Origin of the sequence: Corynebacterium argentoratense DSM 44202, from assembly GCF_000590555.1 — a bacterium.
In the GTDB taxonomy this organism is placed as follows: domain Bacteria; phylum Actinomycetota; class Actinomycetes; order Mycobacteriales; family Mycobacteriaceae; genus Corynebacterium; species Corynebacterium argentoratense.
In genome coordinates this window covers 489,963-511,051 of sequence record NC_022198.1, presented here as the reverse complement: position 1 = coordinate 511,051, position 21,089 = coordinate 489,963, and the positions used below count along the sequence as shown (strand labels likewise).

The following is a 21,089-nucleotide window of genomic DNA, read 5'->3' as shown; positions in this document are numbered from 1 at the left end:
GACTAGTAGCCTCCCCTCTTGATAACGCGCCTCAGCGCTCCAATCCGGGGAGTATCTTCCACGCCGTACTCCTCAGCCCTATTGTCTGAAAAGACCTGCACCTGGGCACGACCACGGGGACGCACACTGTAACGCACAGAATAATTAGCCTTACCGCCGTGTTTACGCGACTCAGCCAGGGCGGCGCGGGCTACACGCTCCCCCACCCCCAACAAATGGCGCTTTAACCCCTTTTGCTGGTTGACGTCCCTCCAAATAAAGTCCGGCACCCTATCCGACGACATGCTTTAGCCCCACTTCCACATGATGAACTGAACCGGGGTTATTAGGGTCCGGCCAGCGCGCGGGGGCGCCATCCACAGCCATCACCAGCACCCCGCCTAGTCTCACGCGATCAGACGCCCGAATATCTAAATCAGTCCCCGGTGGTGTGTACATCCTCCAGGACTGGTCCACCGTGGGGCGTAAAACCCCGTCCTCGGTAGTCCCCACGGGCTGCACACTGACAGGGAACTCTACCGGGATAACTGTGGGGTTAGACCAATCGGGAACAGTCTCCGAGCTGTAGCGGCTACGCTTTGTGCCCGCGCGCAATATCTCAACTGTCTGGTTGAAAATCGCGCCGTTCATGGCAACGCCCTTAGCTTATAGGTATCAAGGATCCTATATTCGTGAGACTGTGGGGTGATCCCTGTGGTAGCACCCATACTGATACCGCCCACCGTGATAGCCCCAGAGGGCTGTGCAGCACGAGACGCCATAGACAGAATCACAGAAATTAAGTCCTGTGGGTAGCTATCTGCACTATCTCCAAGTGTTCCAAAGCCGTGTTCGAAATCAACATTAACCGAATAGCCGGGCTTAAGCTGGATACCTACCAGTTTCACAATACCACCGGGGAAGGCCATAAACTCACCACCCGCGCGGGTAGTCCAAATCTGCCCACCCTCGGACTGGGATAAGGATGCATACACCTCGATAGAATTAACCACAGTATCCGATTTGGTGGGCAAAATAATAGTATCCCCAGACTGTTCAGTAAGTGTTATACTATCCGACAAACTAGGGAACACGTGCCACCCGCAAATATTACGAACAGACGCGATAGCCGCGTTAATATGCTCTTGAGAAATAAACTCAGCGCCCTTAGGGTCCAACTGCTTCAACATATCCACAGTTATAAAAGACGACGGTTTTTCAATCCTTCCCACAGCTATCACCCCCTAACAGGCTAACCGTTTTTCGGCTTACTCCCACGGCGGGCGGGGGGAGCCTCTACAGCATCCCCCGCCGCCTCTTCATCCTCAGCCGTGACCCCATCCAGAGCCACACCCTCAGGAACGGCCCCCGGATAAAAACGCGCCGCGAATTCGTCCGTCATTAAAAGAGTGGTCTCAAACCCGTTAGGGAAAACCACCCTCCACCGTTTACGCGAATCACCCATACTTATCACGCCGTCAAAGTCAGCTTGACGAACGCAGCCGGGGCCGGGACCATCAAACCGAGGCGCTCTTCCGCGCGGACAGTAACTAGGTTGTTCTCGAAATCATCCGCGTTAGTGTTAGTGGAATCTACTCGCAGACCGCCCTTACGCAGCACCGTAGCGCCCTGCTTGAATGCGCCCACAAGCGCCGTGCCTTGAGGCACTGCGTTAGTGACCACAGTTCGCAGACCCCACGGGCCGGGGTTAATCTGAATACCACCGTTACCATACGGGCCAGCGAATGGCCCGCCCGCATAGTACTGGCCGTTCTTATCCTTAGACAGGCGCAAAGGCTGGTAGTCAGCCGGGTTAATAACCAGGCCGTCAGCCGTTAGCGTAGTGGACTGCTGAACCATGCCCATAGCCTCGAAAATCGTGTCCGACCAGGTGCCTACACCCGTTCCGGTTTTCGCTTGAACGCCGTCACGATTCAACAGACCCTTAATCCCGTTGCTAGTGCCGTCACCATTGAGGAGCTGCTTTTCCTCAGCAACAGACAACTCGTACACCAGATTGTTGTTAATCCAGTCAGCAATAAAGCCATAGTCGGAGATCATCTCGTCTGTGAGCTTAGTCAACGCCGCAACCTTAGTCAGTGATTCAGTAACCACGTCAAAGGCAGTAAAGTTAACGTAGGGCTTTTTACCGCCCTCTGCGACAAAACCGACAGCGCCCTCTGCAATGCGGTTGGCCTTTTCCACCAAATACTTAATAGTGGCGTTCGACACGGTAGCCGATCCCATAAGATCAGCTGCGACCAGCTGCTCTCGGTGGGCGTTCACAATGGCACGATCAAACGTCGTACCCCACGCAGCGCCATCACCGGTAGGGCGCTTATACGGATCCCCCGCCGCCTTAAACTCAGTGCCCACGATGTTCAAGCGCGCGCCCGCTGCTTGCTCTCGCAAACCATCACGCGCCGCTTTCACAAAGTGCTCACCCAATGTAGCGGCCTTCACCTCAGCCGGGGCTGCATCCTCTTCAACCTCACGCAAAGCCCCCACGGACTTCAACAACTCACGGGACTTAGCCGCCTGTTCCAGCTTTTCGTCAATCTCATGGACCTTATCAACAGCGGCCTTAATCTCAGCCCGCTGGTCCTCGGTCATAGTCTCACGGTACTTGTCAGCCAGTTCGCGGGCGGCCTTCAATGCAAGCGCGCGCTCATTCTTCAAAGTCATTTTTTCCCACTTCCAGTAGTTCCAATTCCACGGCCAACGCAGCCGCGAAAACATCCCCCGAGGCGTCTTTCCCCTCCGGGTCAGCAACAACAGATGACGCCGCCTGTTCAGCCTCAGCCACAGGCGTGCTCATGACGTCACGCAACAGTTGCATAACATCGTCTTTAGAAATCGATGGCGCATTCTTCACGCCCACAATTTCAGTATCCTGGTTAGCACCGATTGGTACGACAGACACCTCGTAAAGCTTCACGCGCCGTATCTCGTAAGCGTCCCGCCCGTCAATATCAACAGGCCCGCCGTCCAAAACGTCATATGCAAAAGACATCTGAGAGAGGCGCCCCGCCTTTATCAAACGGTAAACCTGGGCTGCCTTAGGGTTGTCCAGATCAAGGCGCGCGTGTACCTTCAACCCATGGTCGTCTTCTACCGCGTCCAACACCTCCCCAATGTTGGAAAACGGATCATGAAAATCATGCCCATACAGGACAGGCAGACGGCCAGGCGCCCCGCCCCACTCTTTCAGAGCATCGGCAAACGCGCCACGCGCCACCACATCCCCGTAAGAATCAATATTGCCGAAAACAGACGCATAGCCGATAAACTCACCTTCGGCTAAATCATCCGAATTATCAGACTTAACCAAAGTGAAATCCAACTGTTTTAGCTTCATTGTTCCCCCTTTCTCCCCCGTGGGGATCGTGGGCGGGTTTTCATACCACGCCCTAATAGCCTCTTCTGTATATGCGGGGCGCCCCTCATCACGGGCGCGTTGCAAACACACATCCATACCAGGGTCTAAAAGGTGGAACTCAGCCCCGGCGCCCGCATACGCAGCAATAAGCGACTGTGGCGGGTTGCCTGAAATAATCCAAGCATCCGGGGAACCTGTTTCAGCATCCAGTATCCACCCGGTAAACCCGCGCCTCATAGCGGCCACAGCGTTCAGCACAGACTCCCCGCGTACAGTTTCCGGGTGCAACTCCCCCGTACCATCCACCACGGCTGCCACGCGGTCAAAGTCAAATCGCGGGGTACCACGCGGGGCATGTAGCTCAACAAAAGTAGACTTACCAGAACAAGGCGGCCCCACCACCACATGTAGCGTCATTGCTCCCCCTCACCAGCTAGAGACTCCCCCAGCCGATCCGCATCAGTCGTATTTAGTGGAACAAGCAAAGAATCACCATCATCTAGACGTGTTAGGTTATTCTGTTCCCTCGCCTCGTTCCGGGTCATCCACGGGCCGCCAACCGCCGCCGTCGTAATAGACGCCTTCTCCTCAAATGACGCGCGTAGTTTTTCATCCAAATTAAACTCCGCATACACCCCATCCGGGACTCCTAGCAAAGGCAACAGGAACGCGTTAATCACGCCCTCCAGCTTTTTAATAATCGGCCCCAGACTATCGCCGTAAAGGCTTTTGCGGAATTCCCTAACGTTAGAGTAGTTAGCGTTATCCAAAAGCCCTACCATCGTAGGGTTAATATGGTAGACACTAGCCACGGTAGCCAATGCGAGTTTAGCGACGTCGACAAACTGTTCATCCTGTGCTTTCAAATGCATGGGCTTAAAGTCCATACCATCCTCAAGGACAGGAGTACCACCCGCACCAGACCCACGGCCCGTATATTGACTACTCCAAGACGCCTTAAACCTGTTACGGTCTGCACCCGTCCACGGCGCGTCCTTAGGCCGTGTAATCACCCCTGATAGGCGTGGCCCGTTTTTCCACAACTGGCCACGATACGCCGCCGCCTCCAGTTGCTCCTTCAACACATCCCGCAAAGAATCGACAGGTGACACGCCGTAGCGATAAGTCCCCGGCTGATAGCCATGACAATAAACAATGTTAGAGGCGGGCAGCTCCACATGGTTACCATCATCATCGGCAACAATGATAGACCGCAAAGTCCACCTATCACTAAAGTTTTTCCGATACACCCACAGTGGGCTAATCGGATAAACAGCCGGGCTACCATCATCATCAACAGCGACGAACCAAATAAACTCATCAAATAAACAAAGGTCAAGTAGTGAGGCATGTAAAACATCCTGCATTAACTGACCAGGGTTAGCCTTAAACAAAACGCGCGCCGCGTCTGAATCACGGTCGCGAATACGGCCCCCATCATCCCCCCGCCTATACACATGGAGAGCCACACTCGAAATGTTCCGGGCAATAAACTCGGTAACAGTTCTAAGGTGTGGTTGCTCTTTCCACAACTGTTCGACTGGCATTGAATCCACGTCGCTAGCTAATTTTGCAAATAATGGGGCGGCTAGCACATCCGCGCTAGGTGCCTCCATAACCGGGGCTTTAAATCCCAGCTTTTCAAAAAAGCCCATAAGACACCCCCCTTCTCTTTTACACGATCAACAAACCGCCGCCGTCATCATCATCATCAATAAGCGGCGCGTCTTCCAACTCTTCCACGACGTCCTCGAAATCATCGGCGGCGTAAGCGCTAATGAATTTTTCCGGGGGGTTTAACGCCGCCCACCACGCAATGTTACAAGCCACGAACGGGCTAATGTCGCCAAATGATTTGCCACGATCCCAGATAAAGACGTCACCGGCTTTACGCTCAACAGCGGCTAAAGCCGCCTCATTTAAAACAGGCTGGTCAATATGAACCACCCGTCCAGATTGGATAGCGTCAAAGAATCCAAGAGTTGATCGGGTCATATCCCCACCCTGCCACGGGCGCACAGTGAAACCAGCGTCGGCTAAACCCGGGGCCAAAGCCTGGGACGGTGAACCCTTCACTTGGAGAGCCACGACACCATCGCACCACGACCCCACGCGGGGCCGTAGCCAATCCACCACCCACGAATAGCCGGGGCGGGCCGCCACAATCTCGACATGAACGACACCGTCCCCACGCTCAGCAGCAACAGCGATATAGGCAGCGCGTCCGTCCACAGCCACATCCACACCTACCGCTATAACCGCATCATCCGGGATAGTAGACGCGGGATCGGCCAACGGCTCCCACACAGCCGGCAGAATCTTTCCAGGCTCAACCGACTGCACCCACTGACACAGGTACTCAGTCCTAAACCCATCGGGGTTAGGCGTTGACCTAACCTCTGCCCGCAAATGCTCCAGCTTTGCCGCCCCATAACCCAAAGATGGGTTTGCCTGCAGCATCCCGCGCGGATCATCAATCGGCAAAGCCGGATCCGCAGACCACGAAAACAAAGCCATATTAGACGCATCCGCTAAGCCCGCGTTCACAGACTCCAAGCACTGACTACGCAAATCCTGCAAGACAATAGAACTTGCATCGCCCGCGTTAGAGAACGCCCACACCTGGCCAAAGGGCCGCTGGCTTACTGTGGGTGTAATAGCGTCCCACGCATCCCACTTAATATGCTCTCGCAGCTCATCAAAAAACGCCAGGTCAACAGTCATAGAGCGACCGCCCTTACGCGTGGAAGTGGTCACGCTCCAAAACGGCGGGCCATCTTTAGCTAAATCCACAGCACCATCCACCGGGGCGCCCGTCAACTTAAACATATGGCCACCATTGACGCGCGTAATATATTTACCGTTAAATTCGTCATCTTCATCGGCGCGCGTATTATCACGCAACCACTGGGACAGCACAGGGTTAAACGCGGCGATACGGAACGCATCTGCCAAAGTCCCCTCAGCATACTTCAAATTCTGAGCCGTCGAAATGATCCCAGACGCCCCAAACACAAACAAACGCCACAGGCCAAGAACGACCATAAAGTGAGTCTTACCGTTTTGCCTAGCAACTTCAACAATCACGCGTTTAAAACGAAAGTCCGACCCATCCTCGTTATACTCCAAGCCATGCAACGCTAGCCATTGTTGGAATGGCCTCAAAGGTTGGCCGATTAATTCCGCAAACTCGATAAGCGAAAACCCCGCCGTAGTTTCTGGGGTGAGCTCCCTCCCGCCCAAAGTCGGAGGGAACAAACGCGGCATAGTGTGGCCGTGCTGTCCATCATCCTGACGACTCCAAGCCTCCATTAATTGCGCGTAGTCCATCCATCACCGCCTTATTACGCTTAGGCCGCCCCCGCGTCTTAGGCGCATCATCAGACGGCGCGCCGGGGGTTAAACCTAACGTCATCAAAGTCTTTAGCAAATGCGGCCCCAGGTACAGCGCCTTAGTCCGATCCTCCGACGACGCGCGCTCACTATCGTCAATCTGACGCGCGTACGACAAAGCCACAGCCACCGCCCCACTATTCCGGGGGTCATCCATCAGCCCAGAGGCGTCAACGGCTTTCAAGACAGCCGCCTCTACCTCGCCAACATGTTTAGTAGCCATTTTTATCACCTCCCGAAACAGGGGACAAACCCCTAAAAGTCCAGCAAAAACACGCCACAACCTGCATATTATTCAGGGGGCTATGCAACCATGGGGGGAAATACCACGTCCCCACCCCTTTAGTTTTGCGGGTTTTTTCCCTTCGTGATTTTTACCCCTCACCCCCTTTGACCTGGGCTTTTGTTGTTTGGGGGTGTTTGGGGGTGTTGTGGTTTGCTTTATGTATATTATGCATGTGTTTGCATGTTATATGTTTTGTGTTCGCTTTAGTCACCATATGCGGCTTGTGTTGCCTATTGGATGTATTGCTACACCGTCGCTCTTGTGTCTATTGCATGAGGCATGAACGGGTTGTATGTTATCTTCCACTAGTTCTAGGTGTGGGTGTGTCTTTGTTGGCTGTATGTGGTCTAGGTCTAGGCTGTTTGGGTGGTATGTGGTGCGTGGCGCTTGGTAGTCGATGGGTTGTCCGCATATGGCGCAGGGCTTGTTCTGTTCTTTGTATTGCGCTTGGAGGCGTTTGCGTAGACGGCGGGCGGCGGGGCTGTCTGTGAATGGCATGTGTGGTACCTCCCGTGTGTGTTTGTATTTTGTTGTGTGTGTGTAAGTTTGAAACCCCGTCTACCGTATGTGGTGGGCGGGGGCGGCGGGTCTCTCCGATACACTGCCGTTATTGGCAGGGGACAGCATGGCCACACCTAGAAGCTGCCAGAGTAAGACCGCTAGCGATAGTGGAACGTTTACTTTGGTAACCCATGACGGCACCCCACAGTGGGGGCACTGTTTGCAATTATAGCATGTGGTGGTGTATGCGTGTCAAGTGGTTTGCGTTAGGTAGTCTACTACCTGGGCTAGTTTGTAGTGTTTGCCTTTGTGTGTCCACGCTTGTTCTATGTGCCCGCGTGTGGCTAGGGTGTGTAGTTCTTTGCTTGTTGTGGTGTAGCCTAGCCGTTTGAGTTTGTGGAGGATGCTGTGTTCTGCCTCCCATGTGGTGGGGGGTGTGGTGTCTGTGGTGGGTGTGGGTGGTTGTAGGCTGTGGGTGATTGTTGATAGATCCTCGTGGGCCAACTGGTTGGCTTCCTTGTTGTCTACGATGTCCCCGGCTTTGTGGTATAGCCATGTGGTGTGCCTATGGCGTGGGGGTGGGGCGTCTAGTAGTTCTGCTAGCGCCGTGGTGAGTTCTTTTAGACTGCCTTCTGCCTCTATGGTGGTGTTTAGCCAGTGTAGGTTACACGGTGGTTTGGGGCCGTAGGGGGCACGGGTGTGGACTTCTGGTGGTGTGGTGGGGGCTGTGATGTTTGCGCGGGCTGTGTGTAGGGCGTCCGTTAGCTTGTCTATGTCTTTGAATAGGTCTATGTATGTGGCATACATGGTTATAGTCCTAGTCTGTCTAGTATGGTCTTGAATTCCACTATCGCGTGGTATATCCCCGCGTTGAATTCTTCGAACCCTCTACCCTTAGTTTCTTCATCGGGTGTGTTTAGTTCCCGCTCCCACCAGTCCAGCTCTAGGTGTAGCCTGTTGAGCTTTTCGGGTGTGGGGGTAGGGTGCATGTGTCCCTCCTGTTGCGTTTGTGTGGGGCTATATAGTCTTGACCCCTCTAGCGTGTTTATGTTGCTAGAGGGGTCATTGGGTTTATGCCCCGGTTGATCCGTGGCCGTTATCGCCGCGTTGTGTTTCTTCAAACTCTGAGACGCGCTGCCAATCGACGTCTACGGTGTTGTGAATGATGAGCTGTGCGATCCTGTCCCCCTCAAGGATCACGTAGGGGCATTCGTCCAGGTTGATAAGATTGACGAAGATTTCACCGATGTAGCCGGGGTCGATGACGCCGGGGGCGTTGAGTACGGTGATGCCGTGTTTTGCAGCCAGGCCGCTGCGTGGGCACACGTAACCGACGGTGCCAGCGGGTAGGTTGATGTGTAGCCCGGTGGGTATGAGTGCACGTTGGCCGGGGGCTAGTGTTTTAGCTGCTGTAGCCACAAGGTCATAGCCCGCGTCCGTGGCGTGAGCTTTCACAGGGGCGTGGCCGGTGTAGGCAATAGGGGTGCTCATGGTTATTCTCCTAGTAGTTTGTCCTGTTTGCTGCGGAGTTCAGCGCGGAGGTTTTTAAGCCCCAATAGCATGGCTGCCTGTGCCTGTTCTTCACGGCTGCTTAAAGCCTTTTCAGTAATCGCGTCAATACAGTCGATCACCCTGGCTAGGGTGCGGGCTTCAATCATTTCAGCGGTTGGAGGCTGTGGCGTAGTCACAGCGAGGCCGGCAACGTTAACGCCCATTACCCGGCAGTTTTCCTTAATCCCATCCCAGTAGACCCAGTCGCTTTGGCTTTGCGCTGAGAGCTTCTCGCTCATAGCCTGGTTAGTGCTGCGTTCAATGACTTCGAGAACATCCCTGTACCGGATCCAAGGGTTAGAAGTAGACACGGTTTTAGCTCTCTTCCTTTTGCTGGCGGGCGGTTACATACGCGATATGATCCGCCATCCAAATAGGCGCCTTAATCCTCAACCAGTAATCAGTCTGGAGGCATTGAGGCACATACTCGATGTCATGGTCCACCCAGAGCTCGATAACCACGTGATCCTCGTGAAACTCTAGATTTACGTCATACGCACCCATGCAGTTAAGGTCGAGAGTGGCGACCGTGCAATAGCCGGGCGCAGAATCGACACTGTAGTCAAGGCCATAGCGATCAAACAGGGCGCGCAGGTCATTATTTTCTAAAACGTTCACGTTCTAGTCTCCTAGGGGTTTGTCTTGTTGAGCGCGGGTGTCATTCCCGCTAGTGTGCTGCTATCGCCTTAATTCGATCTGGTTTAAACCCGGCCCATTCATCAATTAAGCCCCCTGTGCTGTCTAGGACTTGCACAAAGGGGGACGTCTGGTATCCCAGCTCCTTTAGCTCTGGGATAGTGTAGGGTGCTTCTGATATATGGGCTTCCATGTAGGGTGTGCCTTGTCGTGTGAGTAGTCTTTTTGTTTGCCTACAAGCAACACAGTTAGGCGTGCTATACACTGTGATCTTCATTGTCTTCTCCTTCCTTGACTACTTCGGCATGCTTAGCCCAGAGGGTTTGCTCATTAGCGGCCAGCCGGTCTTTCGTTATCTGAACGTTATGGGCTAGGGCTTCCACGCCGATAGCGTTTAGTCCCAGGTTTTGCGCCGCAACTAGGGTGCTGCCAGACCCGGCAAAGGGGTCTAGGACCGTCCCACCCTCAGGGACTAGCCCTAATAGGAACTCCATAAGTTCAACTGGCTTCTCGGTCATGTGGAACCGTTTAGCCTTAGCGGGGGTGGACTGTTGCCAAAACCCGCCTAGTGCGCCCCCTTCTAGTGGGCGGGCGCCATTGGTCCCCCACACAACGTATTCACACATGTTTGCATAGCGCCCCTTGCACCTACGCCCATTTGGTTTGTGCCAGGGCACTATGCCACGCCACACCACGCCACCTACCTGTAGGGCGTCCGTCACGGAGGGTAGCTGCCTCCAATCCGTAAATACGGCGATAATTCCCCCGGGTTTGGTTATCCTTAGGGCTTCCGTTAACCAAAGGTTGAACCATAGTAGAAAACTGCGCTGGTCCCTGTTGTCGCCGGAAAAGTCAACGTAGTTCTCTTGAACTCTCATGTACTTTTGTCCAGTTGACTGTTTCCGGTTAGTGGAATGTAAACCACCACTGGAATAAGGCGGGTCTGTGATGACAGCGTCCACGCTATCAGTGTCTAGGGTGGGTAGGACTTTTAGCGTGTCCCCGTGGATAACTTTTATCATGCCTCCACCATTCCCCAAGCGCGGGCTAGCGCCTTATGCCCTGTGTCTGTGATAGTTCCCCCGTGGTCGATTAGGCCACGGTCTAGCAATAGTTGGGTTTGCGTTTGGGTTATTTTTTTCCCGCCCGCGTATTTTTCCAACGCTTGTAGTGTGAATTCCCACATGTCACTCATTAGCCTGTCCTTCCAGTTCGTTAGACGCCCAAATGATTAGGTCTGTAAAAGCTTTTACATTGGCGATGTCCATTCCCGCTAGTTTCTTCACCGCCACCACGGGAACGCCGTCTACGTCCCGGACAATGGAGGCATTGCTCACCAATCCGGCGGAAAACGGGCCGGGCGGTAAAGCGTCATGGAGCTGTTTCAAAATCGCCTTATACGCCTGCTTTTCTTCGTCTGTCATCGTGTGCCCTCCATTTCGTCGAGTTCTGTAGCCTTCCAGGCCAGCCAGTTATTAAGCTCCTTCATCCGCGCGGGTGCGGAATTCACCAAACGCAACAAGGTATCCCGGTAGCCGTATGCGTGCCCCGGGAGCGCACAACGAGGCCGGTCTGGTAAGGCGGCGCTGATTTTTAACGCCAAGCTGTAGTAGTGATTTACGACACGCATAGTAGGGCGTTCCATCACACACCCAGCCGTGGCTAGTTCCTGTAGGGCGTAGATCACGCCATGTATTTCCGCGCACGCCCAATCGACACCGTGCGGCCAGGGCGCGTCGGCATAGCTGTCTGGTATGTCAAACGCCGCCCCAACCGCGCTAGTTTCCGGGTAAATGCCCGTCATTATTCCCCCGTATTTTTGTTCGTCTCGCACAGCTTCAAGTCTCGGGGGTCTACATATTCCCCGAGGCTAGCTAGCGCCCCATACTCTTCCATCATCGTTAAATAAGTAATAGACATGAGTAGACCACGACTTAACCTATTGATTAGGGCGTTTGCCTGCTCAATCTCGGACGCCGTCATATTGTCATGAACGATTAAGCTCACTGCTTAGCCCTCCTGCTAGTTGATAGTTCCCCGGCGGCACGGTGGCTAGTTCCAGCCACATTAGCGGCGCTAAGCCTTTTACCGCCGGGTGGATAATTGGCTCAGGCTTCGACATGTAGGCGGGTGTGTCATCCGGGGCCAGTCCCGCGTCTACCAGCCCGTCACATACAGCCTTAAGGGTTGCGACTAGGTTGTCCGTGTCACGCCGTCTTTTATCCCGTGGTAGGTAGTGCAGCCTCACGGATAAGCGCCCGTAGCGTTCCCACCCCATCATGTGGAGACCCCCCTGCTGCGCATTTAAGGCAGTAAGCCCACGCACAGCTTTAACGTCTGTAGCGTGGGCGTGGTGATGTTTACGCACATTCAGCGATAAGGGGGGTTTGTCCCAGGGCAACACCATTAGGGCGCGGGGCGCGTGGGGATCATCAAACGGACGCACTATTGAACGCCCTCTCCAGTTCCCCTAACAGCCATTCTAAGGAAAAGTTAGGCGACTCTAGGGTTATGCTTTCAAAGTCCGTGGTGTTACTAGTAAGACTTAGACGGCCAGGGTGAAGGTCTAGCTCGAACCTCCACTGAAGCACTTCAAGTTTTACATTTTTGCTACCTGAACTAATTGCTTCTTTAACTTTTCCCCGCCATCTTTTTACATAGCATTCAGGAATGCCAAAAGTTGCATACCCGCCTTGCACAGTTGGAGGGTTTTTCAGATCGACCGCCTCAGGCGGTAGCCCCACCCCTTCTGGGAACACCAGAACTACGTTTACCCAGCCTTCGCTAGCCAAACATACACTAAAACGGTGGCTCATCATCACCACCACCAAACCCGCCCGTAGGGGCACCGCCCCACGGATCATTAACCGGGGACTGTTGTGTGACCTGTTGCCCGCCGCCACCCTGCTGCTTTGTCACATTAGCGTACTGCCTACGTAGGCTAACGCCCGCGCTACTGACCTTAATGGATACTGACTTGCGCGGCCCCTCGCTGCTCTGCCACTCTTCCCGCGTTTCCACGCCTTCCACCAGCAGCTCCACCGGGCTACTGCAAGTGTTAACAATGTTTTCCGCCAGGGAATCAAAGGCCAAGCAACTGTAGAACTGTAGCGGCCCGTCTGTCCATGTTCCCGTTTTATCCTTGATCCGGTCGCTCGTGGTGATAGTGAATCGTGTCATGGGGCGCCCGTCGCGGGTGCGAGTTAGCGCGGGTGGTTTCTTGGAAGATGTAGACCCTAGTAGGGTTACGTGCTTATTGCTCATGTTCGACTCCTGTTCTAATTATGTGTGAAGAAAAGCGATACTAGCGTTGTGCTTTAGCTGCTTTATTGCTTCGTCTATTTTTTCGATGACACTAGCGCCACGCCCCGAGCGTTCCGCCACCTCCAAGTCCCATTTGACCCTTTTAAGGCGTTCATAGGCTTTAGCGTTTACGCCGTATTCCCCCATGTCATCTATCAGGAGGGAGCAGTCTTCCAGCCCGGTTAGGGCTAGCGAAATTGCCACCCAAACGTCGTTTACCCGTTGGCCTAGCGCGCCTAGTTGCTTTTTGTGACCTTCCATCGCCTGTGTTGTTTTTTGTCTCATCTCCTCGGACATTGGAGCGTTTTCCATGTAGGCACAGGCGTTGCACAGACCGTCGTCCATGTCCACCATGTCCTCCATAGCTCGATCCGCTAGTCCCCTCAACTCCCGTAGTGTCTCGCTGAAAGCCGTGTACGCCTCCCAGAATCCAGTCGTCTCTAGTGGGGTAGTTCCCGCGTTTTGAGCAGTTTCTGCCATTGCTGGCTCCTCTCTTCAGTGTTAAAGGGGCCAGAATCGGCCCCAGCTTGCCGCGTCGCGGACTTTTTGGCCCCCCGTGGGGGTTTGTGTGGGTCTGGGGGTTTGGAGGGCTTAAAACCCCCGTTTTTAGGGTGCGCTAGATCGTAGCGCTCCATGTGAGGCGCCTGCCTAGGCCCATAAGCGCCAACGCACGGCAAACCGGGCCGGGCGCCACAGCGGGGGCAACCCACCCCTAGTGTTCCCGTGGCTTCATAGACAGCCTTAGACGGCCCGCCCGTGTTACGCGGCGTCGCCGTCAGCTCCCGAACAACCGCGCCCTGACTAGCCCTTTGCCGCACATTCCGGGCTTCATCCAGCACCGCGCCCAAAGGGTTGTACGGGCCACGGTCCCCGGTCCCATACACCACCGATACGGCCTTAGCTAGGTATTCCGGGGCCACTCCCGCGCTGGCTAAGACCTGAGTCCAGGCATCACGCCGTTTGCGCATGGCGTCCACATCCAAGCCCTGATACCTGTGGTCAAATTCAGCGACCAGGGTTAATAGCTGGGTTGCTACCCGCTTCCAGTCCACCAGGCTCATGCCCGCCTCCTTCCTGCAAAAGATCCCAGAAGCCGTTACGCCCACGGCTAGCGACCGGATTATGGGCCGGGAGGGTTAGCTCATCCTCCCAGCCGTCACGATTCAGCCACGTTGTGGGGTGTGGAATGAACCGGGGGTCGGTGCCCGCCCGCTCGTGATGCTCAGCCAGTGCTACCGCCCCGTCGTGGATCACATTTGCAGGAGCGCGTTTGACGGCGCGCGTCCATGCGTTGAATGCTTTCCGCTTCCCAATCTTCCTCGGGTACGCCTCATAGAATTTTTGGAAGGCTTCGGAATATGGTTTTTGTTTCGTGGCCGAATCCGCGTCAGCGGGTGAGGTCGAGGGCGCTAGCCCGGTACCGTCCACGTGACTGCCGTCACTGTGTCCGCCGTCACAAGGGGTAATAGGGTTATTAATTGGTTTATTAATTGGATTATTAATTGGATTGGGTCTCACAGGCGAGACCCCGTTCCGTCCGTAGCGAGACCCCGTTCCGTCCGTAGCGAGACCCCGTTCCGACTCAAAACCGGCCAACGGGGTCTCAAATTTAGACCCCGCTCGAAAGTTATCCACAGGGTTATCCACAGGGGCGTGGGCCTCCAGGCCATCATCCAAATGCCCAAAATCAGCCCCCAAATCATCCTCCGTAGCCTCAGAATCAACCCGCGCCGGGGCTTTAGATCGGTCCAACTCCAACGCCAAATCCCATACAACCGGCCTACGGTCATGGCGATAATGCGCAACCAAAGCCTGATCCCCACGCCTAATAAGCCCGTCTGCTTCCAACTCTTTGAGATGTCGAGAGATAGAACCACGACTAAGCCCCGTCTGCTCTATTAGCCGCCGCCATGATGGGAACGCAGTGCGCCCCTCATCATCCGCAAAATTAGCCAATTCCAGCAACGTCCGGAACTTAGCGTTAGGCTCAACAGGAGCCTTATGCATCACCCACAAAATAGCCTGCAAACTCACGTTATAAACCTCCCAAAAAAATTAGTCACGCGGCGCCACAACCACCACCACATCAGCGGGGTTATCAACCGAACGGACCAGCCAGCCATACTCATACGAACGCGCCGGGTAAGCGTGAATAAACGCGTGGCAAAGGCGGCAAATGGCCAGGCAATTGTCCAGATCATGGGCGCCGCCCTGGCTACGCAGCTGCCTATGGTGAATATGCTCAGCCCTCCCCGTGCATCCAGCCCACGGGATCAACACCTCGCACACCCCACCCGCGCGGGCATGCACCGCCTCAGCCACGTCACGCGGCATACGCCCCGGGCTACTCCCCACGGCCAGCAACCGAATACATAGACCTAACAGACGCCCCTATCGACTGCAAAGCCCGTAGCTCCAGTTCCAGAGCCTTAGCGCGCCTGTCAGCGTATTTAAACGCAGCCTCCGCAACGTCACGGGCTTCACGCTCCCCCATAGTCTCCACCCGCGCCGCCTGCTTCCTGTCCTCTACCGGACCGTCAGCTCCAAGATAGGCGCGGGCGTAAGCCACCTCAAAGAGGCGATCAGAGTCAAGAAAAGCCCTATAGGCTTCGTCCACCACGTCCACGCCCTTAGCGATACGGCTAGACAATGTTCTAATGTTTCGTTCTATATCAACCGGGTTTAGCGGTGCTTGGAACTGTGGCATCTTATCCCCTCAACTTTTCGACTAAATCAGGGTCGCCCGTGATCTTTTCCATAAGCCCACGAATCAGCGCCGCCCCCTTAGAACCTTCAACGACCGACAGATCAAAAGACCCACCCACGGGCGTAACACCAAAGTCTTTAACCTTAACGGGGCTAAGCCCTAGCCGATTGCATTCCTGTAGTAGAGCATCACGGGCCTGTTGAGCCTGATCCACGGGGCCACGCGTAGCCTGATCCCCGGGCACCGTCACATAGTCCGCATCCGGGTCTACATCTTCCGTAGGTAGGCAAAGGGACTGTAGAAGTGCGATACGAAACGCTACGCTCATAGCCTTAGCCGTAGCCTTATCCGCGTAGTCTCTCGCCTCAGCTGCGACGCGAGCTTCCAGAGGCTCGCAGCCCACATGTTGAAACCTGTAGGTTACGACCACTCGGGCGTCCGTGATAGCGTTTTTACTCCCCGCGTGCTGCACGTAGTCCACAGACTCCAAACGCGGTGTAACCACCACGCCATGTTCACGAAAAGCCGGGGCCGTAGCGTTAACAACAGCATCCACGCCCCGAAAAAAGAACCCCTGGTGGGGGTTTTTTTCCCGCTTATGAACAGCCCTCACGTCAGCCATAGCCGCCAAAAGCGCCTCGGCGGTATTCTCGTGCTTAACCATCCCCTACGCCTCCAATTCGCGCGTCAGATGATTGTTAAAGCAGATAGCCTCCGCCTCACGATTAGCAGACTCGGACGGGCGGACCATCACATTAGGCTCACCCCGCCTAACCCCCATACCCGGGGGAACATCCCCACCCGTACGCGCCGCCGCTACAGTGTCAGCCTTCAACTTTTCCACGTACCAGTTTGCGACCGTATGCTCCAACAACTCAGGGGCGTGTTCTTTCACCACCTCCATCGCCTTCACGAACATACCGGGGGAGAACACATCCACCAAAGCCTCAGCCGGGGCCAAAGCCCTTACCGTCCCCATATCAGCGACAAACGCGGTAGGCTTAGGGTCTGTTAAGCTCACCGTGCCTAGTTTCTCCCCCTCAGATGTGGCGGCAACTAGCCTCTCCCCGGGGACCATTTCCTCCAGAAGTGCATGTCGGCACGCGTCATGTTCGGCCCGCAAACGCTTTAAAATAGCGGCCTGTAAAACCACCTGATCTTTTAGTTTCATGCCACTAACTCCTCTCTCAAAATGTTAAAGACGCGCATAATTGCATTCCCCTCATCCGTCAGCCGTTCGGACTGCGTAAGCAGCCCCCGCGCCTGCAAACGCGCAAACTCATTAGGCTTAAGTTTTTCCCCACGGCAAAAAGCCTCCATTAGCCTCACCGCCAAAAAGCCGTAATCGTGAATAAACTCCATACGGCGGCGCCTCGCTTTAACCCGCGTTAGCGACTGGAACTTAGCTGAATGCCTGAAACACATAGCCAAACCCCACGGTCCACTGCCAACGCTATTGCAACAAGAGTGAACACACGGCCTATATATTTGCTCACTCGCAGCGGTAGAAAGCCCGCCCGATAGTTTCAACGCCCTAACAGCGTTAACGGGAACCCACGGCCCCTTAAAGCCCTTAATCTGGTTGCGGATCTCCAGACCTAAAAAGTCTGCCTTTTCCATCAACAGGCCGGGTGTAGTCTCCAACTGTTCAGCCGCTAAAGACAGGTAGGTCCACTTTCGTTTTTGCTTGTCCTCCATCACACCCGAAAACGTGGCCGTCCGCCGTTTTTTCGGCTTTGGCCTTTCCGCCTCCATCTGCTTCACCAGGGCCGCTATTTCCTTTTTCGTCGAGCCAGTTGCCACCGTCCCGCGTCCTCTCCAAAACTAGTAGTTGTTTCCGCCTCAAAGACGCCACAGCGCGTAGCAGCTCCCGCCGCTCCACGGCATCCAGCCACACGGACCCCGCCGCGCGTTCCAATACCTGCGCGCTACGGACCAGCGCCCACACCATCGCCCCCGGGGTATCCGGGTTAAAATCCGCCGTATGCTTCACACTCATAGGGCTTTAATCCTCTCGACCTCTTCCGGGGCCACACGCCACCGCTGGCTGCCCGCTAAACGTGTGCCCTGTAGACGTCCAGCGTTCAACCAGTTACGCACCGTGGGAACGCTCACGCCTAGGGCGTGTGCTACTTCACGTGTGGACAGCATCCCGTCCGAGTAGCCCGCCTCATGAAACAATTGACGTGCGTAATTCCGCGTTACGCCCAATTGGGCCGCGATAGCGCCCACGCGGGGGTCGTTTTTATCCGGTAACATCCCCGCCGCCCTTCAATTCCTTAGCCAGGTTAATGAGTTGTTCCGCCACTGTTCCTATATCCGTAGTGGTGGCTTGTTGCTCTTCAAGTTGTAGGCGCTCCTCCTCAGCCTGTAGCGCCATCTGCAATATCTCTAGCCGGGTGAGTTCACGCGGGGCCGGGGAGAAGTCGAGAGTGCCTTCCATAGGCGCGGGTGTTTTATCCGCTAGAAACTTGTCTATAGCTATCCCATGCCAATCCCTGTAAAGCTCGACAGTAGCCCTATTCTCTTCCTTCACCTGGCCCACCTTGATACCGTCCAACCACCGGCTAAACTCTTCACGCGTCACCCACTCAGCGTCAAAGTTAGGCTCCGGGTCAAACACCAGATTTAGTTTTGGAGCCTGTTGCCTCCAACGCAGCCCCATAGCTGTACAAGCGAGATAAGCGTCTACCATTAGCCCCTTTTTGCTATGTTCTGCGATTACCAATTTGTAGGGTGAATTAGGTAAACTGATTTCTTGCAACTTCATGTTGTAAACCTCTCCGAAGGCCCGCGTCCCGCGCGGGTCTTCTTTTTTTGTTGATTTTTGATTGTTGACCCATGTGAAACTATTAGGATCAAACGCCACAGTGACGCTACTTTTACCTATAGGCGCCCCTTCCACCGGTTGACACGACGGGTTAAAATAGTGGTGCCCAAACCCCTCAACACCGAAAAGGTGAAAACATGGAAATCAGCATCCACGTCAACGACGGCACCATGAACGCCATTTATCACGTTCGCAACGAACAGGAACAGCGCCGCGTAAAATCCGATCTAGAAGCGGGCCGCCACCCAGGCATTACCCAATGTGACGTAAACTACGGCGCCGCCTACGTTAACCTCAGTGAAAACGTTAGCTATTCCGTAGCAATCACTGACACAGGCGAAAATGACGTCTATGCAATAGGCACCACGGACGAAAACGCCGCTCCGTACGTTAGGTTCTAACTACATCAATCGCGGTAGCGACAGCACAGCCGTTAGCGCCCTAGCCTCTTCATCAGATAGCCTCACCCCAGCCGGGGCGAACATAGGGGTAGCAAGCCCATCCAGTTTGTCACTCCGATACGCCAACACGCCGCCAATACTGGCCAGCACAAAATTACGCCCCGGCTGTTTGTAGTTAGCCTTTTCAAGCGTCTTTTTCCAGTAGTAAACCGCCTCCGATAATGGGAGCTGCTTCAACTCTGCATCCATAGCAATACCTCTCAAAGTAGACAGAGGGCGGGGCGGCGTAACCAATTCACAACACCGCCCCGCCACAAACACGCGCCTAGGAAAAGGGCAAAAGCCCCGCCCACGCGCGCAATATAGGGATCACACCCCCAATGATCCCAGCACCCCTCGATGGAATTGAACCATCAACCACACAGGCCAAACCCATAACTATGCACAAACACTAGGGAGGAAAAACAGGGCCAAGCCCTTATGCGTGGTCACACCTAGCAAGAGGCAAAAACCCCGGCCAAACAGCCAGGGCAAAAACATTTATATCCGCGCGGGTGGTTACCTACAGGCCGTGGCCTATGTTCCAGCGCCCCGCCGTTCATCCACGGGTCGTCGCAATCTACACACCATGCTCACCGGGACTACTAGGCGGGTAAATATCTTCCCCGCGCTATGCACTCATCCAGTTATTCAAACAACGCGGCCACACCAGGCGGGCTAGTGAATATGCCCAAACCCCAGCCCACCTAGTGGGGCCTCGTGCCCTGCCAGGGAATCGAACCCCGGCCCGTTCCAAACAGGGCCATTAGTAAAACGGTTAATGTTTTCCGTTTTCGGATAACTGCTATATGTCGATTATGTATTACGTGAACCGTTTTTATAAAACTTGAAATTTATTCACCCCAATTAAGGGGTATTTTTGGTTAGCTGCCAGGGGAGACAGGTTTTCAAGAAACAAACCAGGCGCTACGCTTTCGATATGTCCAAACGCCACCCAAATTCCGCCACAGTAGCCGCCTGGGTAGACGGGTTGATCTACCCCGACAGCCGCCGCCAGGCCTGTTTTAGAGCTGGGATCCAGCAGCCAACGCTCACGCGCCAAATCAACGAGATAGGCAAACTAGCTCCGGAGGTAGTTATCCAGTTGTGTCGCTCGTATGGGCGCTCTCCAGCTCAGGGGCTATGCGAGACCGGCTACCTGGAGCGATCAGAGGCTAAACAGCCGGACCTAGACTCGATCCTGGCCGGCATCCCTTTTAGCCGCCTATTAGAGGAGCTACAGGCGCGGGGTGAACGCGCGGGCCTTATCTAACCGTTGCTTCCTTCACCTTTTGAGCCTTTGTTCTCAGGCTGTCACCGTCGTTCGTAGAGACTCAGCCAGCGATTAAGTCAGCCACAGCGACAAAAAAAATGATGAACAGCCACAGGCCGGCTAGCATGACCACGCTCATAGCCAGTTGTTCCCACAGGGGCGGGGTGTTTGCATTGCGCATGTTGTAAACCTTCCTCCATGCTACCCCTTTTGGGTAACTGTTAATCATTATGGGACACAGCTAGTTAGACGTCAATTTTTTAAAATTACACTAACCCCATACTGGGGTAGCGCGTGGCGCCTACCAGCGCAAACCCTTTAAATCAAAACGATTAGCCGCTACACTGATACCATGCCCAAACCACCGCAAACCCCCGCACAACTATGGCTAGATGAATTAACAGGAGGCGACAGCCAGCTACAGGCAGCTACCCGCGCCAAAATCTCACAAACCACGCTTAACAGGCGGCTGGCCAGCGGTAGACTTACAGCTGACCAAGTGATTCAGCTGTGCCGGGCTTATGGGCGCCCTCCCGCCCAGGGGCTATATGAAACAGGACTACTGCACGCAGCAGAACTAGACGCCCCCTCGCCCGGCCTAATCCTGCCAAATATCCACACCCGCGAATTGCTCAACGAGCTAACAAAACGCGTCCTAGGCGACCAATTACTCGCACATTCGAACGCCGCAAACCAACAGGACACAGGCGCCACAGTCGAACATATGGACGACTACCGCCCCCTAGCTGTCCATAACGACCCCTATAGTGTCGAGTACGACGAAAAACGCCACGTTGCCCTAAGCGGTGAC

The 21,089-nt window shown here is 54.7% G+C and carries 29 protein-coding genes; 1 reads left to right on the top strand and 28 read right to left on the bottom strand.

Annotated elements, in window-relative coordinates; all coding sequences use genetic code 11:
* Window positions 1-2 precede the first annotated feature (2 nt).
* The 27 genes from CARG_RS02555 to CARG_RS02400 all read right to left on the bottom strand — a co-directional run bounded on the left by CARG_RS02555 (window position 3) and on the right by CARG_RS02400 (window position 18,604).
* Complete coding sequence (locus CARG_RS02555) at window positions 3-284, bottom strand: hypothetical protein (RefSeq protein ID WP_020975827.1); 282 nt, start codon at window positions 282-284, stop codon at window positions 3-5.
* 342 nt (window positions 285-626) lie between these two features.
* Window positions 627-1,211 carry a hypothetical protein gene (locus CARG_RS02545; RefSeq protein WP_144198491.1) on the bottom strand — a complete coding sequence of 195 codons (585 nt, stop codon included), beginning with the start codon at window positions 1,209-1,211 and terminating at the stop codon, window positions 627-629.
* Window positions 1,212-1,231: 20 nt separating this feature from the next.
* Entirely contained in the window at window positions 1,232-1,381 is a 150-nt protein-coding gene (locus tag CARG_RS10180) for a hypothetical protein (protein ID WP_169733191.1), read from the bottom strand.
* Window positions 1,382-1,449: 68 nt separating this feature from the next.
* On the bottom strand, window positions 1,450-2,664 hold the full coding sequence (locus CARG_RS02535) for a phage major capsid protein (RefSeq protein WP_020975823.1): 1,215 nt from the start codon (window positions 2,662-2,664) through the stop codon (window positions 1,450-1,452).
* On the bottom strand, window positions 2,648-3,676 hold the full coding sequence (locus CARG_RS10025) for an HK97 family phage prohead protease (RefSeq protein WP_236620157.1): 1,029 nt from the start codon (window positions 3,674-3,676) through the stop codon (window positions 2,648-2,650). Before CARG_RS10025 ends, CARG_RS02535 begins: the two co-directional genes overlap by 17 nt.
* Window positions 3,677-3,771: 95 nt before the next feature.
* A complete protein-coding gene (locus CARG_RS02525) occupies window positions 3,772-5,013 on the bottom strand; it encodes a phage portal protein (RefSeq protein ID WP_020975821.1) in 1,242 nt (413 codons plus the stop codon).
* Window positions 5,014-5,032: 19 nt separating this feature from the next.
* Window positions 5,033-6,688, bottom strand: a complete 1,656-nt coding sequence (locus tag CARG_RS02520; RefSeq protein WP_236620156.1) for a terminase — start codon at window positions 6,686-6,688, stop codon at window positions 5,033-5,035.
* Entirely contained in the window at window positions 6,645-6,974 is a 330-nt protein-coding gene (locus tag CARG_RS09555) for a terminase small subunit (protein WP_020975819.1), read from the bottom strand. Before CARG_RS09555 ends, CARG_RS02520 begins: the two co-directional genes overlap by 44 nt.
* A gap of 270 nt (window positions 6,975-7,244) precedes the next feature.
* Window positions 7,245-7,535: an HNH endonuclease gene (locus CARG_RS10720; RefSeq protein WP_081761589.1), complete on the bottom strand. Its 291-nt coding sequence runs from the start codon at window positions 7,533-7,535 to the stop codon at window positions 7,245-7,247.
* A 1,074-nt stretch (window positions 7,536-8,609) separates the two neighbouring features.
* Window positions 8,610-9,029, bottom strand: coding sequence for a dUTP diphosphatase (gene dut, locus CARG_RS02495; RefSeq protein ID WP_020975816.1), 420 nt, complete (start codon window positions 9,027-9,029; stop codon window positions 8,610-8,612).
* A 2-nt stretch (window positions 9,030-9,031) separates the two neighbouring features.
* Entirely contained in the window at window positions 9,032-9,400 is a 369-nt protein-coding gene (locus tag CARG_RS02490; RefSeq protein WP_020975815.1) for a hypothetical protein, read from the bottom strand.
* Between the two features lie 4 nt (window positions 9,401-9,404).
* Window positions 9,405-9,707 carry a hypothetical protein gene (locus CARG_RS02485; protein WP_020975814.1) on the bottom strand — a complete coding sequence of 101 codons (303 nt, stop codon included), beginning with the start codon at window positions 9,705-9,707 and terminating at the stop codon, window positions 9,405-9,407.
* 49 nt (window positions 9,708-9,756) lie between these two features.
* Window positions 9,757-10,002 (bottom strand): glutaredoxin domain-containing protein, encoded by a 246-nt coding sequence (locus CARG_RS09805; protein ID WP_041746918.1) that lies wholly within the window; start codon window positions 10,000-10,002, stop codon window positions 9,757-9,759.
* The gene (locus tag CARG_RS02475; RefSeq protein ID WP_020975813.1) at window positions 9,983-10,747 is read right to left on the bottom strand and encodes a DNA-methyltransferase; all 765 of its coding nucleotides are present in this window, start codon (window positions 10,745-10,747) and stop codon (window positions 9,983-9,985) included. Before CARG_RS02475 ends, CARG_RS09805 begins: the two co-directional genes overlap by 20 nt.
* 165 nt (window positions 10,748-10,912) lie before the next feature.
* Window positions 10,913-11,149, bottom strand: a complete 237-nt coding sequence (locus CARG_RS02470) for a hypothetical protein (protein WP_020975811.1) — start codon at window positions 11,147-11,149, stop codon at window positions 10,913-10,915.
* Window positions 11,146-11,355 (bottom strand): hypothetical protein, encoded by a 210-nt coding sequence (locus tag CARG_RS10020; RefSeq protein ID WP_144198488.1) that lies wholly within the window; start codon window positions 11,353-11,355, stop codon window positions 11,146-11,148. Before CARG_RS10020 ends, CARG_RS02470 begins: the two co-directional genes overlap by 4 nt.
* A 1,169-nt stretch (window positions 11,356-12,524) precedes the next feature.
* On the bottom strand, window positions 12,525-12,989 hold the full coding sequence (locus CARG_RS10715; protein ID WP_020975807.1) for a single-stranded DNA-binding protein: 465 nt from the start codon (window positions 12,987-12,989) through the stop codon (window positions 12,525-12,527).
* 18 nt (window positions 12,990-13,007) lie between these two features.
* The gene (locus tag CARG_RS02445; RefSeq protein WP_020975806.1) at window positions 13,008-13,508 is read right to left on the bottom strand and encodes a hypothetical protein; all 501 of its coding nucleotides are present in this window, start codon (window positions 13,506-13,508) and stop codon (window positions 13,008-13,010) included.
* Window positions 13,469-13,996 carry a zinc finger domain-containing protein gene (locus CARG_RS10775; protein ID WP_456151386.1) on the bottom strand — a complete coding sequence of 176 codons (528 nt, stop codon included), beginning with the start codon at window positions 13,994-13,996 and terminating at the stop codon, window positions 13,469-13,471. Before CARG_RS10775 ends, CARG_RS02445 begins: the two co-directional genes overlap by 40 nt.
* Before the next feature lie 37 nt (window positions 13,997-14,033).
* Complete coding sequence (locus CARG_RS09545) at window positions 14,034-15,062, bottom strand: helix-turn-helix domain-containing protein (RefSeq protein WP_020975804.1); 1,029 nt, start codon at window positions 15,060-15,062, stop codon at window positions 14,034-14,036.
* A gap of 21 nt (window positions 15,063-15,083) precedes the next feature.
* Window positions 15,084-15,362 (bottom strand): HNH endonuclease, encoded by a 279-nt coding sequence (locus tag CARG_RS02430; RefSeq protein WP_020975803.1) that lies wholly within the window; start codon window positions 15,360-15,362, stop codon window positions 15,084-15,086.
* Between the two features lie 10 nt (window positions 15,363-15,372).
* Entirely contained in the window at window positions 15,373-15,678 is a 306-nt protein-coding gene (locus tag CARG_RS02425; RefSeq protein WP_236620155.1) for a hypothetical protein, read from the bottom strand.
* A gap of 58 nt (window positions 15,679-15,736) precedes the next feature.
* Window positions 15,737-16,399: an ERF family protein gene (locus CARG_RS09540; protein ID WP_020975801.1), complete on the bottom strand. Its 663-nt coding sequence runs from the start codon at window positions 16,397-16,399 to the stop codon at window positions 15,737-15,739.
* Window positions 16,400-16,402: 3 nt separating this feature from the next.
* Window positions 16,403-16,906, bottom strand: coding sequence for a hypothetical protein (locus CARG_RS02415; protein WP_020975800.1), 504 nt, complete (start codon window positions 16,904-16,906; stop codon window positions 16,403-16,405).
* Window positions 16,903-17,538: a hypothetical protein gene (locus CARG_RS02410; protein ID WP_020975799.1), complete on the bottom strand. Its 636-nt coding sequence runs from the start codon at window positions 17,536-17,538 to the stop codon at window positions 16,903-16,905. Before CARG_RS02410 ends, CARG_RS02415 begins: the two co-directional genes overlap by 4 nt.
* 192 nt (window positions 17,539-17,730) lie before the next feature.
* Window positions 17,731-17,886 carry a helix-turn-helix domain-containing protein gene (locus CARG_RS10710; RefSeq protein WP_407637013.1) on the bottom strand — a complete coding sequence of 52 codons (156 nt, stop codon included), beginning with the start codon at window positions 17,884-17,886 and terminating at the stop codon, window positions 17,731-17,733.
* A gap of 94 nt (window positions 17,887-17,980) precedes the next feature.
* Window positions 17,981-18,604 carry a hypothetical protein gene (locus CARG_RS02400; protein ID WP_020975797.1) on the bottom strand — a complete coding sequence of 208 codons (624 nt, stop codon included), beginning with the start codon at window positions 18,602-18,604 and terminating at the stop codon, window positions 17,981-17,983.
* A gap of 98 nt (window positions 18,605-18,702) precedes the next feature.
* Here CARG_RS02400 and CARG_RS02395 point away from each other — a divergent pair, with 98 nt between their 5' ends.
* Window positions 18,703-18,966, top strand: coding sequence for a hypothetical protein (locus CARG_RS02395; protein ID WP_020975796.1), 264 nt, complete (start codon window positions 18,703-18,705; stop codon window positions 18,964-18,966).
* Here CARG_RS02395 and CARG_RS02390 read toward each other — a convergent pair whose 3' ends face one another.
* Window positions 18,967-19,215 carry a hypothetical protein gene (locus CARG_RS02390; protein WP_020975795.1) on the bottom strand — a complete coding sequence of 83 codons (249 nt, stop codon included), beginning with the start codon at window positions 19,213-19,215 and terminating at the stop codon, window positions 18,967-18,969.
* Between the last annotated feature and the right edge of the window lie 1,874 nt (window positions 19,216-21,089).

Excerpts from the sequence above, each read along its gene's own strand:
- CARG_RS02445 (WP_020975806.1), bottom strand. The coding sequence starts at position 13,508 with ATGGCAGAAACTGCTCAAAACGCGGGAACTACCCCACTAGAGACGACT.
- CARG_RS10720 (WP_081761589.1), bottom strand. The coding sequence starts at position 7,535 with ATGCCATTCACAGACAGCCCCGCCGCCCGCCGTCTACGCAAACGCCTC.
- CARG_RS02415 (WP_020975800.1), bottom strand. The coding sequence starts at position 16,906 with ATGAAACTAAAAGATCAGGTGGTTTTACAGGCCGCTATTTTAAAGCGT.
- CARG_RS02525 (WP_020975821.1), bottom strand. The coding sequence starts at position 5,013 with ATGGGCTTTTTTGAAAAGCTGGGATTTAAAGCCCCGGTTATGGAGGCA.
- CARG_RS02520 (WP_236620156.1), bottom strand. The coding sequence starts at position 6,688 with ATGGACTACGCGCAATTAATGGAGGCTTGGAGTCGTCAGGATGATGGA.
- CARG_RS02555 (WP_020975827.1), bottom strand. The coding sequence starts at position 284 with ATGTCGTCGGATAGGGTGCCGGACTTTATTTGGAGGGACGTCAACCAG.
- CARG_RS10020 (WP_144198488.1), bottom strand. The coding sequence starts at position 11,355 with ATGCGTGTCGTAAATCACTACTACAGCTTGGCGTTAAAAATCAGCGCC.
- CARG_RS10775 (WP_456151386.1), bottom strand. The coding sequence starts at position 13,996 with ATGCGCAAACGGCGTGATGCCTGGACTCAGGTCTTAGCCAGCGCGGGA.
- CARG_RS02395 (WP_020975796.1), top strand. The coding sequence starts at position 18,703 with ATGGAAATCAGCATCCACGTCAACGACGGCACCATGAACGCCATTTAT.
- CARG_RS09540 (WP_020975801.1), bottom strand. The coding sequence starts at position 16,399 with ATGGTTAAGCACGAGAATACCGCCGAGGCGCTTTTGGCGGCTATGGCT.
- CARG_RS02475 (WP_020975813.1), bottom strand. The coding sequence starts at position 10,747 with ATGATAAAAGTTATCCACGGGGACACGCTAAAAGTCCTACCCACCCTA.
- CARG_RS10710 (WP_407637013.1), bottom strand. The coding sequence starts at position 17,886 with ATGCTGTCCACACGTGAAGTAGCACACGCCCTAGGCGTGAGCGTTCCC.
- CARG_RS09805 (WP_041746918.1), bottom strand. The coding sequence starts at position 10,002 with ATGAAGATCACAGTGTATAGCACGCCTAACTGTGTTGCTTGTAGGCAA.
- CARG_RS02470 (WP_020975811.1), bottom strand. The coding sequence starts at position 11,149 with ATGACAGACGAAGAAAAGCAGGCGTATAAGGCGATTTTGAAACAGCTC.
- CARG_RS02535 (WP_020975823.1), bottom strand. The coding sequence starts at position 2,664 with ATGACTTTGAAGAATGAGCGCGCGCTTGCATTGAAGGCCGCCCGCGAA.
- CARG_RS10180 (WP_169733191.1), bottom strand. The coding sequence starts at position 1,381 with ATGACGGACGAATTCGCGGCGCGTTTTTATCCGGGGGCCGTTCCTGAG.
- dut (WP_020975816.1), bottom strand. The coding sequence starts at position 9,029 with ATGAGCACCCCTATTGCCTACACCGGCCACGCCCCTGTGAAAGCTCAC.
- CARG_RS10715 (WP_020975807.1), bottom strand. The coding sequence starts at position 12,989 with ATGAGCAATAAGCACGTAACCCTACTAGGGTCTACATCTTCCAAGAAA.
- CARG_RS09555 (WP_020975819.1), bottom strand. The coding sequence starts at position 6,974 with ATGGCTACTAAACATGTTGGCGAGGTAGAGGCGGCTGTCTTGAAAGCC.
- CARG_RS02390 (WP_020975795.1), bottom strand. The coding sequence starts at position 19,215 with ATGGATGCAGAGTTGAAGCAGCTCCCATTATCGGAGGCGGTTTACTAC.
- CARG_RS02430 (WP_020975803.1), bottom strand. The coding sequence starts at position 15,362 with ATGCCGCGTGACGTGGCTGAGGCGGTGCATGCCCGCGCGGGTGGGGTG.